This window comes from Mesosutterella multiformis (genome assembly GCF_003402575.1).
Taxonomy (GTDB): Bacteria; Pseudomonadota; Gammaproteobacteria; order Burkholderiales; family Burkholderiaceae_F; genus Mesosutterella; species Mesosutterella multiformis.
In genome coordinates this window covers 512,520-525,337 of the sequence record NZ_BGZJ01000001.1, presented here as the reverse complement: position 1 = coordinate 525,337, position 12,818 = coordinate 512,520, and the positions used below count along the sequence as shown (strand labels likewise).

The window sequence follows — 12,818 nt, the reverse complement described above, 5'->3', positions numbered from 1 at the left end:
CCATATAATGTCAATCCTCTGTGGGGGTATAGCTCAGCTGGGAGAGCGCTTGCATGGCATGCAAGAGGTCAACGGTTCGATCCCGTTTATCTCCACCACGGATTTTTTGGAGCTTCTGCCTGACGACAGAAACCCCATCTTATCAAGAGAAAGATAGCAGTAAGCGTTTTCGCTGATCACTTGCTTTTTGACTCTGAGATAGATATAATACTGGTTCTTTTGGGGGTATAGCTCAGCTGGGAGAGCGCTTGCATGGCATGCAAGAGGTCAACGGTTCGATCCCGTTTATCTCCACCAAAATTTAAAAGGTCCCCATCGTCTAGAGGCCTAGGACACGACCCTTTCACGGTCGGTACAGCAGTTCGAATCTGCTTGGGGACGCCATTTACACTGGGAGCTCAAGAATGGGCTCCCTTTGTTTTATCCGGAGAAGGTATACTTGAGCCCGGGTAAAAAAAGAGCCGCCCGGAATTGGACGGCTCTTGACCTACTGAGTCAGCTAAGGTGATTTACGGCTGACGCAGTTTCGCGGCTTCTTCCTTAATGGAACGTTCCGCTATATCGAAGGCCTCATTGAGGGCAGCAATAACATCGGTGCCCTTACGGTTAATAACAACGTTTTTGCCGGAAGTGACGAAATCAAGGCGCACATTGAACTCATTGGTCGTCTGATGTCCGTCCAGTGAAATCGTTGCCCTGACAGCACCAAGGCGGCTGTCGAATTTAGTTAAAGCTTCAACTTTTTCGTTGATAGCAGCCTCGACTGCTGGAGAACGAGAAATGCCGTGGAAAACAACCTGAGGCGTCTGAAGCATGTGAGACCTCCTTTTTTATAGAAGCAAGTGTTATGGCGCAAACCTTTTCAAATAGCTTTTCAGTAACTGAATCGGTCTTTGAATTCGGTCTCCGCTATAGATAGTGTAGCCCGCGCAACCGAAAAAAGCGCATTTATTTAACTGCAGTTTAAAAATAATTAATTTTCAAATTTCGCTCGACGAGCATACTGAAAAATTAACATACTGATTAATAAGGAATATAGAAATGATGGATCGTAAGCCCTGGGAAAATCGTGACTCTCACCGTGAAGGCTTTGGCGGACGCCGCGAATGGAATTCTGACCGTTCCGACCGCCGCTTCGGTGAAGACCGCCCGCGCTTCAATCGCGAAGACCGCTTTGGCAATGACCGCCCGCGTTTCAACCGCGAAGACCGTTTTGGTGAAGACCGTCCCCGTTTCAACCGTGAAAACCGCTTTGAAGGCGGCGACCGCCGCTTTGGCGGTGACCGTCCGCGCTTCAACCGCGATGACCGTCCGCGTTTCGGCGGCGACCGTCCGCGTTTCAACCGCGACGACCGTTACAGCTCGAAGACTGGCCCCCGTGCCCGTGCTTTCGGTGAAGGCCGCTTCCAGGATCGCGAAGACTACAGCAAGCGTCAGATCGTGAAGATCGACAGCGAAGTCGCCGCTTTCTTCCCGACCGCGAAGGACGTGAACGACGCCCTGCGCCTCGTGATTGAACTCACCCGCAAGGTGAAGGAACGCGCCGCTGAGGCCGCCGAGGAAAAGCTCGCTGCCGACGCTGAAACCGCTGAAGACGTGGAAGACACGGCTGAAGACGATTACGAAGAAGACGAGACTGAAGAAGTCGAAGCTTCTGAAGCGGAAGCCGACGCTCCCGCCGCTAAGGCCGATAAGGCTGAGTAAGGAAAACGGCCTCACGGCCGGAGAGCGGAATCCTGGAGCGGCGTATAAAAAAGCCGGCTAGACAAAGGGCGCAGTTTTATTGTAAAATTCGCGCCTTGACTGTCCACTGGCTGTGTGCTTGCCCCAATTCCACTTGCCCGGTCGGGTAGGCAGTTAATTATCCCCGCGGACAGCTCAATTTCCAGTGTTGCAACACCGGATGCCGCAGCGGAGCGGGGAAGCTAGACGCTCTGAGGAAACTGTTCCTCAAGACTGTTTTTAATCTTTTTGGCGCGGACGCCATGCCGCACCAAGTTCCTGAATATAGGTGAATCGCAAATGAAGACCTTCTCGGCAAAGCCGGCTGAGGTTAAGCGCGAATGGTACGTGGTTGATGCATCCGGTAAGGTGCTCGGCCGCCTTGCTAGCGAAATCGCGCTGCGCTTGCGTGGCAAGCACAAGCCCGAATACACGCCCCACGTTGATACGGGTGACAACATTGTCGTCATTAACGCTGACAAGATCGTCGTTACTGGTGGCAAGGAAGAGAAGAAGAAGTACTATCGTCACTCCATGATCCCGGGCGGCATCTACGAGACTTCTTATCGTCAGATGCAGGAAAAGCATCCGGGTCGCGTTCTTGAAAAGGCTGTCAAGGGCATGCTGCCCCACGGCCCGCTTGGCTATGCCATGATCAAGAAGCTGCACGTCTACGCTGGTGCTGAGCATCCGCATACCGCGCAGCAGCCCAAGGTTCTGGATATCTGAGGTTGAATGATGATCGGTAATTACAACTACGGCACTGGCCGTCGCAAGAGCTCCGTCGCCCGTGTCTTCCTGAAGAAGGGTTCCGGCAAGATCGTCATCAACGGTCGTGATATCGCCAACTACTTCCACCGCGAAACGAGCATCATGATCGTTCGTCAGCCGCTCGTTCTCACTGAGAACGCTGAAGCTTTCGACGTGATGGCTAACGTCAGCGGCGGCGGTGAAACCGGTCAGTCCGGCGCCATCCGCCACGGTATTGCCCGCGCCCTCGTTGACTACGACGCCGCCCTCAAGCCCACGCTTTCTCACGCCGGCCTGATCACGCGCGATGCTCGTGAAGTCGAACGTAAGAAGGTTGGTCTGCGCAAGGCCCGCCGCGCGAAGCAGTTCTCCAAGCGCTAATACGCTTCTCCGGAATCCGGTACCGGAGCCGCTCCGTGTGGCTTCTCTCCGGATCCCCGGCAGAGAAAAAACGCACCTTCGGGTGCGTTTTTTTTACCCGCGGCGTGCCGCGGGCAGAATACCCGACAAAGCCTCATGGTCTTTTCAGGGAACTGATATTATTAGCACGCAGTTTTATAAGAGATTCCCTCGAGATCCCCCGAGGGCAGGTTTCCGTCGGACGCAGAATATTGGCCTGGCCAGCAGACCGGAAACAGCAGTACGACGAATACAGGAATTAAGAGAGATATGGCTGAGGAAAAAGCTGTTGCGCAGAATACTGAGGGCGAAGTTCCGGATTTCGCCGCGATGCCCGACCCGATCCAGTTCAGCGATGCCGCTGTGGATGCTGTGAAGGGGCTCCTCGATGAAGAAAAGAAGAAGAATCCCGATGTGAATCTGATGCTTCGTATCTTCGTTCAGGGTGGCGGCTGCTCGGGCTTCCAGTACGGCTTCGAGTTCGTGGAGAAGGCTGAGGATGACGATACCCGTATCGTGAAGGGTGACGTGACGTTCCTCGTCGACTCGATGAGCTACCAGTACCTGGTCGGCGCTTCCGTTGACTTCAAGGATGATCTTGACGGCAAGCAGTTCGTGATCAAGAACCCGAACGCCACGACGACCTGCGGCTGCGGTTCTTCGTTCAACGTCTGATACCGCGCGGAAAAAACGCCGGCGGGATACACCGGCCGGCGCGTTTCCGGTGAAGAGAACCTGAGGCAGAGTGATGCTTCAGGTTCTTTTTTTATTTTCGGGGTGCCGGGTAAATCGACCCAAGCACCCGGCTTCCTGCAGCACCCGTCACGTCCGGGCAGTTTCCCGGGATTCCGGCGAGTCTCGCGTAGGTGAGCCAGGCAAAAGCGAGTCCCTCGACATCCATGGGCGGAATACCCAGTTCGGACGTTGTCCCGACGTGCTGCGTGGGGAGGAGCCGCGCGATGTCTTCCCGCAGCGCAGGGTTCAGCGCGCCTCCGCCGCAGAGGTACACCTCTTCCGCGGCCGGCGCGTAGCGGATCACGGCTTCGGCGAGGCTTTGTGACGTTAGCCTGAGAAGCGTTGCCTGCACGTCACGCGTTCTCATGAGTCGGTTTCCGCATTCCGCGATATGGGACTTCAGCCAGCTCAGACTGAAGCGCTCGCGCCCCGTGCTCTTCGGGGGAGGGAGACTGAAGTAGGGGTCAGAGAGGAGCGACGCGAGAAGGTCCGGCTGCGGAAGCCCGCTTCTCGCCCAGGCACCGTCCTCGTCATAGAACCGCCCGGTCCGCTGGAAGCACCAGGCATCCATCAGCATGTTCCCGGGGCCGCAGTCAAAACCCGCCACAGGAGCGCCGGATGAGACCGGGGGAAGGATGGTGAGGTTCGCGATGCCGCCGATATTGGCGATCACCCGGAAGGTGTCCGAGCGGAAGGCTCTGGCGTGAAACGCCGGAACGAGCGGCGCGCCCTGGCCTCCGGCTGCGAGGTCCGCGCTCCGGAAATCAGCGACGACATCAATCCCCGTGAGTTCCGCAAGGAGCGCGGGGTAATTGAGCTGGATGGAGAAATGCTGATCGGGGCAGTGACGGATCGTCTGCCCGTGAGCCCCCACCGCGCGGATTTCCTCGCGCGGGATACGGCTTGAGGCGAGAAGCGACTCAACCGCCTTCGCGTAGCATTGGGCGAGTTTCACCGAGGCGGCTCCGGATCGCTCGATCTCGTTCTCACCCGGGGCGCAGAGGCTGAGCAGCTCAGCACGGAGTTCCGGGGAGAAAGGCTCGTGAGCGCGCCCGCGGATCACCGGCACAGGAGAGGAAAAGTCTGCGGCGACAGCGTCAGCGCCGTCGAGACTCGTACCGGACATGATGCCGATGCAGATAAAGGATTCGGATGTCGTCATGGCGAAGGGGGAATGTCCGAGAGAAAAGGTTTTTGTCAGGCAGTAAAAAGCCCTGCCTTCAGCCATATCTTAGCGTCTGGGCAGGGCCTGAATGCGGGGCTGGCCGGTTTTCGCCGATCAGCCCTGCTGTTTCTTTTTCACGGCCGGGGTGTCGGCTGCGGCAAGTGCCGCCTTCACCTGGTCCGCGCTCATCACGGGAACCGTCTTGCCGTTTGAAGCGGTCTGCACCGCGTCAAGCTGCTTCATCTGACGCGCGAGCGCGGTAACCCGCGGACGGGCCGCGGCGTAGTACCGGGACGGAATCCTGTCGTTCGTCTGGATCGCGACCTTGACCGGATTCACCGGGGTGCCGTTCACATGGAATTCAAAGTGAACGTGCGGGCCGGTGGAAATACCGGTGGAGCCGCAGTAACCGATCAGCTGTCCCTTCTTCACGAAGACGCCCGGACGGATCCCCTTCGCGTAGCCCTTCAGATGGCCGTAGCGTGTGGAGTAGCCGTTGCCGTGATTGATGTCAATTCGGTTGCCGTAGCCGGAGAGCGAGCTGTCCGCGGCCTCAACGATGCCGTCAGAGACCGAGTACACCGGGGTGCCCCGGGGAGCTGCAAGGTCAACGCCTTCGTGAGCCCGGACCCGTCCGGTCACCGGATTGCGGCGGCTCGTCGTGAACGGGGATGAGAGGCGGAAGGAGTTCAGCGGGTAGCGGCGGAATGTCTGCTCCGTCGTTTCGCCGTTTGCGTAGTAGTAACCGCCGCCCTTTGTGCCGTCTTCAAACCAGTAGAGCGGGGTGACTTCCTTGCCGTGCTGGAGCTCGATACCGAGGAGGCGGCCCGTGCTGACGAGGTGACCGTCAATGAAGCGGTTCTCGTAGATCAGGCTCACGGTGTCACCGCGGCCCGCCTTGCGAAGCAGCGGGCTGTTGCGGTACTCCACACGGTTCGCGTCCGCGATGATGTCAGCGGGGACCCCCGCCTCACGCGCTTCAGCCGCGAAAGAGCGGCCCACGCGGATCGCGGCCATCGAGTTATGGCTGTCGAACTTGAAAGGAGCGGATGCAACGGAGAGACCCTTTGCATCACGGGTAATAGTGGTCTTGATGTTTTTATTCCGGGCTCCCTCGACATACATCGAGAGGGAGATCACCTGACCGTTCCCGGCCACACGGGCGAGAGCAAACTGTCCGCGTCTCGGATAAGCGAAGACCGCGGCGTCAGGGTTGGAATAGATGAACTTTTCGAGTTCAGGGTCATTGATGCCAAGGCGGGCCATGAGTGAAGAAGCCGTCTCAGCATTATTAATAATGAGCGACGCATCCCGGGGAGCGGCAGGAGTAACTGCTGCGGCAGGCGCGGCCGACGGCGCCTGTTCCGTCTCGGGACTCGTGCTGACCGTCAGGGTAGCAAGAGCAGCGGAAAGCGGGAGGGCAGCGACAATGGCTGCAACGGCGATCTGCCCTCGGGTGAAGTGCCTGCGGCGGCACGTGACCCGGATCCTCCGGCAAAGCACAGCTGCACCTTCCCTGAGGCGGGAAAACTTCTCGGCGATGATCGAGTGGGGCAGCATGAAGTGACGGAAATAATTAGATGAATTGGAAAACCTACCGAGTATAACAGTCGGAATGCCTCAACCCGGACAGCGAAACCAGAAAAATGTCAGATGTAAATCTTTTTTACATTTTTTGGAGGATAATCTAGCCTGTTTCGGGCGCGCCTCAGGTCTCTCCGCCGGAAGCGGCAGGAGGGTGAGAGGAAAAGCGCTCCGGAGTCTCAGCGCCCCGGAGCGGTCTTTTTCTGCTATAAGACAAGGCACCGCCCGAGGGCGGATCCGGCGCCGAGTGACGCGCGCCCGCCCCGAGCAGGCCTGCCGGCTGGACATACCATAAGCCCCGACAGGCTTTTATTCTCTTGATTCAGACCTGGCAAAGGTCGTTAACAGGACTTTAGATACACCGATGGCAGAAGAACAGAAAGCTACAGATCAGGTGAAGAAATACACCGTAACTCAGGAAGACCGGGATGCGCTCGCACTCATCAAGCGCGGCGCCGATACGCTTTTGATTGAGGATGAGCTTCTGCAGAAACTGGCACGGGCAAGAGAAACCGGTACGCCGCTGCGCTGCAAGCTTGGTCTCGATCCGACTGCCCCTGATATCCATCTGGGCCACACGGTGGTGCTGAATAAGCTTCGCCAGCTTCAGGATCTCGGTCACACCGTGATCTTCCTCGTGGGTGACTTCACCGCGTCGATCGGTGATCCGTCGGGCCGCAATGTGACCCGTCCACCGCTCTCCTTTGAGCAGATCAAAGTGAACGCCGAGACCTACCTCGATCAGGCCGGCCGCGTTCTCGACCCGAATAAGACCGAAGTCCGCTACAACTCCGAGTGGTCAAACGCGCTCGGCTCCGTGGGGCTTATTCAGCTGGCTTCCCGCTACACCCTTGCCCGCCTCCTTGAGCGCGATGACTTCGCGAAGCGTTTCCGTGAAAACCTGCCGATCGCGATGCATGAGCTCCTCTACCCGCTGATGCAGGGCTATGACTCGGTCGCGCTCCACTCCGATCTCGAGCTCGGCGGCTCTGACCAGCGCTTTAACCTCATCGTCGGCCGCGAGCTCCAGCGCCAGTACGGCCAGGAACCGCAGTGCATTCTGACGATGCCGCTGCTGGTCGGCCTCGACGGCGTGAACAAGATGAGCAAGTCGAAGCACAACTACATCGGCATCACCGAGTCCGCTGACAGCATGTTCGGCAAGGTCATGTCGATTTCCGACGATCTGATGTGGAACTGGTACGACCTTCTCTCGCTGAAGAGCAACGAGGAAATTGCCCGCATCAAGGATGAGTGCCAGAACCAGGGCCGCAATCCGCGTGACGCGAAAGCGGCTCTCGCGCACGAAATCGTGGCCCGCTTCCATAACGAGGCTGAGGCTGTCGCGGCTGAGGAAGAGTTCAACCGCCGCTTCAAGTCCGGTGAAATGCCGGAAGACATTCCGGAAGTCACCGTGGTGGCTGAGGGCGGCTCGATTCCGCTCGGCAAGCTTCTGAAGGAAGCCGGTCTTGTCGCCTCTGCCTCCGAAGGCAACCGCAACATTGATCAGGGCGGCGTGAAGATCGGCGGCGACAAGGTGACCGACCGCACGATGAAGATCACCTCCGGCATGAACTTCATTGTTCAGGTCGGCAAGCGCAAGTGGGCCAAGGTTTCCGTCAAGTAACGGCAGCCCGATGATCGCGCTTCTTCAGAGAGTGTCCCAGGCCGAAGTCCGGGTGGCGGGTGAAACCGTCGGCCGGTGCGGCCGGGGGTATCTCGTGCTTTTCTGCGCGGAGAAGGGGGACACCCCGGATCTCGCGAAGCGTCTTGCGTCAAAGACCGCCCGGCTGCGGATCTTTGAGGATGAGGCGGGGAAGATGAACCGGAGTCTGGCTGACGTGAAGGGTGAGGCGCTTGTCGTTTCGCAGTTCACGCTCGCAGCCGATACCCGGTCCGGAACGCGGCCGAGCTTTACGCCGGCCGCGGATCCTGAACTCGGACGCGCGCTTTATGAGGAGTACACCGAAGCGCTCAGAACCGAGGGCATCCCCGTCGAGACAGGCGTGTTCGGCGCCCACATGGAAGTCTCGCTCACGAATGACGGTCCCGTCACGATCTGGCTCCGGCTTCCCGCTGCGCCAAAGAATTGATGGAAGAGACGGAATCCGCTTCAGACGGCAGCCGTTCTTCTCCTATAATCTACAGACTTGATTGATATTCTTTCCTGTTTGACCTCGGATCGGGGTCGGGGGAAGAATTTTTTATTTTTTTAAGTGAGGGCAACACTTATGTATCAGCCGATCTCCATCGCAGCCGAAGACCCTGAGGTTTGGGCCGCTATCGAAGCGGAGAACAACCGCCAGGAAGACTACATCGAACTTATCGCGTCGGAAAACTACACTTCCCCCGCAGTTATGGCTGCTCAGGGCTCCCAGCTGACCAACAAGTATGCTGAAGGCTATCCGGGCAAGCGCTACTACGGCGGCTGCGAGAACGTCGACGTCGTTGAGCGCATTGCTCAGGAACGCGCGAAGAAGCTGTTCTGCGAGCCGGCTGGTGTCGAGATGGCCGTGAACGTGCAGCCGCACTCCGGCGCTCAGGCCAACATGGCTGTGCAGTTCGCGCTGATGGAGCCGGGCGACTGCTTCATGGGTATGTCTCTTGACGCGGGCGGCCACCTCTCCCACGGCATGCACCTCAACTTCTCCGGCAAGTACTTCCGCTGCGTGCCGTACGGCCTGAATGCCGATGAAGACATCGACTACGAAGAGGTCGAGCGTCTCGCGAAGGAAAACAAGCCGAAGATCATCATCTGCGGCGCTTCCGCTTTCTCGCTCCGCATCGATTTCAAGCGTTTCGCTGATATCGCTCACAGCGTCGGCGCTTACCTGATGGTGGATATGGCTCACTACGCCGGCATCATTGCGGCCGGTGTCTACCCGAGCCCGTTCCCCTACGCCGATATCGTGACCACGACCACCCATAAGACGCTGCGCGGCCCGCGCGGCGGCGTGATCTTCTGCAAGCCTGAGCTTGAGAAGAAGATCAACTCGGCCGTCTTCCCTGGCATCCAGGGCGGCCCCCTGATGCACGTGATCGCCGCCAAGGCGATCGCTCTCGGCGAAGCCCTGACCCCCGAATACAAGGCCTGGGGCGCCCAGGTCGTGAAGAACGCCGCCGCCATGGCTGACGAACTTACGAAGAAGGGTCTGCGTATCGTTTCCGGCCGCACCGAAAGCCACGTGATGCTGGTTGACCTCCGCCCGAAGCACATCACGGGCAAGGCCGCTCAGGCTCTGCTCGAGTCCGGCCACATGACCGCCAACAAGAACGCGATCCCGAACGACCCCGAGAAGCCCTTTGTGACCTCCGGTATCCGTCTCGGCACCGCCGCCATGACCACCCGCGGCTTCAAGGAAGAGCAGGTGCGTGAAGTGGCTGATCTGATCGCCGAGCTGCTGGATCATCCGGAAGATGCCGAGGTGCTCGAGCACGTGAAGGCTGAGGTTGCCAAGCTGACGAAGGCCTTCCCGGTCTACGCCCGCTGATACGGCGCTTCTTTGTAGCAGCACACAGGCAGGCAGCCCCCGTCAGAAAGGAAGGCTGCCTGCTTTTTCCGGCAGGCCGGCCCCGTTCTGAGGACCGCCTGCCTGAGGTTTATCATGCGATGCCCTTTCTGTCACAGTCCAGATACTCAGGTTATTGATTCCCGGTCTTCGGAAGAAGGCTGGACGATTCGGCGGCGCCGTAAGTGCCCGAAGTGCGGCAAGCGTTTCACGACTTATGAGCGCGTGGAGCTTGCTATGCCGACCATCATCAAGCGGGGCGGCGCGAGAACCGAATATACGCGCGACAAGCTGCGGGCATCGATGACGCTCGCGCTCCGCAAGCGCCCGGTCCCGCGTGAGAAGGTGGACGAGGCGGTGGGCCGCATTGAGCAGCGTCTGATGGCGCTGGGCGAACGCGAGGTGAAGAGCGACCGCGTCGGGCAGTTTGTGCTCGATGAGCTGCGGCAGCTCGATAAGGTTGCCTACATCCGTTTCGCGTCGGTCTACTTCAACGTTGAGAAGCCCGAGGCGTTCGCCGAGCTCCTTCGCGAGGCGCTTGAGCCGAGGGAGAAGACGGATGCAGCATCCTGACAGCTATTTCATGGAGCAGGCGATACGGCTTTCCGCGAAAGGAAGGCCGCTCTCGCCCCCGAACCCGGCGGTCGGCTGTGTGATCGTGAGGGACGGGGAAATCATCGCGAGCGGCTTCACGCAGAAGGCGGGCGGCCACCATGCGGAGATTGAAGCGCTCACCGACGCGGAGAGGCGCGGTGTGAATATCGAAGGCGCCACGGTGTATGTGACGCTTGAACCCTGCTCTCACTATGGGCGCACGCCGCCCTGCGCGCTGGCGCTTATCAACCACCGTGTGGGACGCGTTGTCGCCGCCATGAAGGATCCGAATCCGCTCGTCGCCGGAAAGGGGCTTGCCATGCTCGAAGCGGCTGGAATCCCGACCGCCTGCGGCGTGCTTGAGGAAGAGGCCTGGGAAAGCAATCGGGGGTTCTTCACCCGGATGACGCGGGGCACGCCCTGGGTCACGCTGAAGGTGGGGGCGTCGATTGACGGCCGCACCGCGCTTCCGAATGGCGAAAGCCAGTGGATCACGGGAGAGGCCGCGCGCCAGGACGTGCAGCGGCTCAGATCCGAGTCGGGCGCGATCCTTACCGGTATCGGTACGGTGCTCGCGGACGACTGCCGGCTGAATGTCAGGCTGCCGGGGCGGGATCCGGCGGAAATCCGCCAGCCGCTCCGCGTTGTGGTGGATTCGTCGCTCCGCACGCCGGTTACGGCCCGCGTGATCGGTGAGGATGGGCTCTGTCTGATCGTCTGCGCGAAAGCGGATCCGAAGCGGAAGGCGGAACTGGAAATGCGGGGCGCTGAAGTGATCGAGCTTCCGGGAAGTGACGGCCGGGTCGATCTCAGAGCCCTGGTGTCCGAACTCGGACGCCGTGAAGTGAATGATCTTCTTGCGGAAGGCGGCGCGACGCTGAACGGCGCGCTGCTTGACGCAGGACTGGTGGATGAAATTGTGGTCTACACCGCCCCGATTCTGATCGGAGAAGGGCGCGGGATGTGGAGCGTCGGTCCCTATAAGCGTCTCGCCGAGGCTGAGCGCTGGGCTTACCGCTCCGTGTCGCGTCTCGGTGAAGACCTGTGCTTTGACTTACGCAATCAGAGGAAAGACTAATGTTTACTGGAATTATTCAGGCGATCGGCAAAGTGCGCGAACCCGAGAAGCTCGGCAACGGCGTGCGGCTCACGATTTCCGCTCCCGATCTCGGGCTTGATCAGGTCGGTATCGGCGAATCGATCGCCGTGAACGGCGCCTGCATGACGGTGGTTGAGAAGGGCGACGACTGGTTCCGGATCGATGTGTCGGCTGAGTCGCTCTCGAAGACCGCCGGACTCGATACCTTTGGCCCCGTGAATCTGGAAAAGGCCATGCGCCTTGGCGACCGTGTGGACGGACACCTGGTGTCGGGCCACGTGGATGGCATCGGGCAGGTGGTGTCGCTTGAGCAGGTGGCTGAGAGCTATAAGCTCGTGATCCTTGCCCCGCGCAAGCTCGCCCCCTGCATTGCCTACAAGGGTTCGATCGCGGTGAACGGCGTCTCCCTCACGATCAACGAAGTGGAAGACACCTCTGTCGGTCCCCGTTTCTCGATCAATCTCATCCCGCACACGATGGAAGTGACGACGCTTCACTTCCTGAAGGCGCAGAGCCTCGTGAACCTCGAGGTTGACCTGATCGCCCGCTATGTTCAGCGGAACATGGAGCTGCGTGAGGGCGACGACATTCTCTAAGAGATGCCGGCACAGCAGGACAGTCGTCAAAAGCCCGGTGTCTGAGGCTTAAAACCCCTGCCCTGCGATAGAATAAGCATATAGGCGGCACCGGTGAGACACCGGTGCCGCGTTGAATCATTTTTTATTTTGGAGTCAGAAATGGCAGTCGATGAAATCCCCCAGAACCTGGATGGAAAGGGTCTTCGCATTGGCATCGTTATCGCCCGTTTCAACGAGTATGCAGGACGGGGCGAGTATGAGTACTGCCTCGGCGAGCTGAAGCGCCTTGGTGTGGCGGAAGAGGACATTACTGTCTGCCATGTGCCGGGCGCTCTCGAGATCCCGTTTGCGCTGCAGCAGATGGCGCAGACCGGCGAATACGATGCGCTGATCGCGTTCGGCGCCGTGATCCGCGGTGAGACCTATCACTTCGAGCTGGTTGCGAACGAGTCCGCGTCGGGCATCACCCGCGTCGCTCTCGACTACAACATTCCGGTGGCGAACGGCATCCTCACGACCGAAGACGACGAACAGTGCGAGGACCGCATTGAGGGCAAGGCGAAGGCCTGCGCTCAGGTGGCGGTTGAGATGGCGAACCTTGCGACTGAATTCCCCGCCTACGGCGAAGAGGATGACGAGACGGAAGAAGCCGAAGACGAAGAAGAAAAGGCAGGCGAATAAGC

General features: G+C 59.3%; 14 protein-coding genes and 3 tRNA genes. 14 read left to right on the top strand and 3 right to left on the bottom strand.

All coding sequences use genetic code 11. The features are described from left to right. Positions 1–22: 22 nt before the first annotated feature. The 3 genes from M4NBBH2_RS02410 to M4NBBH2_RS02400 all read left to right on the top strand — a co-directional run bounded on the left by M4NBBH2_RS02410 (position 23) and on the right by M4NBBH2_RS02400 (position 384). Positions 23–98: transfer RNA gene (locus M4NBBH2_RS02410), tRNA-Ala, on the top strand. 123 nt (positions 99–221) lie between these two features. Continuing rightward, positions 222–297 (top strand) — tRNA-Ala (locus tag M4NBBH2_RS02405). An 11-nt stretch (positions 298–308) separates the two neighbouring features. After that, positions 309–384 (top strand) — tRNA-Glu (locus tag M4NBBH2_RS02400). A gap of 125 nt (positions 385–509) precedes the next feature. Here M4NBBH2_RS02400 and M4NBBH2_RS02395 read toward each other — a convergent pair. Continuing rightward, a complete protein-coding gene (locus M4NBBH2_RS02395; protein ID WP_022442709.1) occupies positions 510–815 on the bottom strand; it encodes an HPF/RaiA family ribosome-associated protein in 306 nt (101 codons plus the stop codon). Between the two features lie 226 nt (positions 816–1,041). Between M4NBBH2_RS02395 and M4NBBH2_RS02390 the strand changes: the two genes are divergently transcribed. The 4 genes from M4NBBH2_RS02390 to erpA all read left to right on the top strand — a co-directional run bounded on the left by M4NBBH2_RS02390 (position 1,042) and on the right by erpA (position 3,546). Next, a complete protein-coding gene (locus M4NBBH2_RS02390) occupies positions 1,042–1,704 on the top strand; it encodes a hypothetical protein (protein ID WP_116269566.1) in 663 nt (220 codons plus the stop codon). Between the two features lie 318 nt (positions 1,705–2,022). Beyond that, entirely contained in the window at positions 2,023–2,451 is a 429-nt protein-coding gene (gene rplM / locus M4NBBH2_RS02385) for a 50S ribosomal protein L13 (RefSeq protein WP_116269565.1), read from the top strand. Between the two features lie 9 nt (positions 2,452–2,460). Then, the gene (gene rpsI / locus M4NBBH2_RS02380) at positions 2,461–2,853 is read left to right on the top strand and encodes a 30S ribosomal protein S9 (protein WP_116270568.1); all 393 of its coding nucleotides are present in this window, start codon (positions 2,461–2,463) and stop codon (positions 2,851–2,853) included. 288 nt (positions 2,854–3,141) lie between these two features. Next, positions 3,142–3,546, top strand: a complete 405-nt coding sequence (gene erpA / locus M4NBBH2_RS02375; RefSeq protein WP_022444331.1) for an iron-sulfur cluster insertion protein ErpA — start codon at positions 3,142–3,144, stop codon at positions 3,544–3,546. Positions 3,547–3,637: 91 nt separating this feature from the next. Here erpA and M4NBBH2_RS02370 read toward each other — a convergent pair whose 3' ends face one another. Together M4NBBH2_RS02370 and M4NBBH2_RS02365 are read right to left on the bottom strand one after the other, a co-directional pair. Continuing rightward, on the bottom strand, positions 3,638–4,768 hold the full coding sequence (locus tag M4NBBH2_RS02370; RefSeq protein ID WP_116270567.1) for an anhydro-N-acetylmuramic acid kinase: 1,131 nt from the start codon (positions 4,766–4,768) through the stop codon (positions 3,638–3,640). Positions 4,769–4,885: 117 nt separating this feature from the next. After that, positions 4,886–6,331: a peptidoglycan DD-metalloendopeptidase family protein gene (locus M4NBBH2_RS02365; protein WP_116269564.1), complete on the bottom strand. Its 1,446-nt coding sequence runs from the start codon at positions 6,329–6,331 to the stop codon at positions 4,886–4,888. Between the two features lie 388 nt (positions 6,332–6,719). On the opposite strand from M4NBBH2_RS02365, the gene tyrS reads away from it, so the two are divergent. The 7 genes from tyrS (at position 6,720) to ribH (ending at position 12,816) form a co-directional block, all read left to right on the top strand. Next, complete coding sequence (gene tyrS, locus M4NBBH2_RS02360; RefSeq protein ID WP_116269563.1) at positions 6,720–7,982, top strand: tyrosine--tRNA ligase; 1,263 nt, start codon at positions 6,720–6,722, stop codon at positions 7,980–7,982. Positions 7,983–7,992: 10 nt separating this feature from the next. Beyond that, positions 7,993–8,448 (top strand): D-aminoacyl-tRNA deacylase, encoded by a 456-nt coding sequence (dtd, locus tag M4NBBH2_RS02355; protein WP_116269562.1) that lies wholly within the window; start codon positions 7,993–7,995, stop codon positions 8,446–8,448. Positions 8,449–8,586: 138 nt separating this feature from the next. Next, positions 8,587–9,846, top strand: coding sequence for a serine hydroxymethyltransferase (gene glyA, locus M4NBBH2_RS02350; protein WP_116269561.1), 1,260 nt, complete (start codon positions 8,587–8,589; stop codon positions 9,844–9,846). Between the two features lie 114 nt (positions 9,847–9,960). Next, entirely contained in the window at positions 9,961–10,437 is a 477-nt protein-coding gene (gene nrdR, locus M4NBBH2_RS02345; RefSeq protein ID WP_116269560.1) for a transcriptional regulator NrdR, read from the top strand. Continuing rightward, on the top strand, positions 10,424–11,536 hold the full coding sequence (gene ribD, locus M4NBBH2_RS02340; RefSeq protein WP_116269559.1) for a bifunctional diaminohydroxyphosphoribosylaminopyrimidine deaminase/5-amino-6-(5-phosphoribosylamino)uracil reductase RibD: 1,113 nt from the start codon (positions 10,424–10,426) through the stop codon (positions 11,534–11,536). Before nrdR ends, ribD begins: the two co-directional genes overlap by 14 nt. Continuing rightward, entirely contained in the window at positions 11,536–12,153 is a 618-nt protein-coding gene (locus tag M4NBBH2_RS02335) for a riboflavin synthase (RefSeq protein ID WP_116269558.1), read from the top strand. Before ribD ends, M4NBBH2_RS02335 begins: the two co-directional genes overlap by 1 nt. Positions 12,154–12,294: 141 nt before the next feature. Beyond that, positions 12,295–12,816 (top strand): 6,7-dimethyl-8-ribityllumazine synthase, encoded by a 522-nt coding sequence (gene ribH / locus M4NBBH2_RS02330; protein ID WP_116269557.1) that lies wholly within the window; start codon positions 12,295–12,297, stop codon positions 12,814–12,816. The last annotated feature ends 2 nt before the right edge of the window (positions 12,817–12,818 follow it).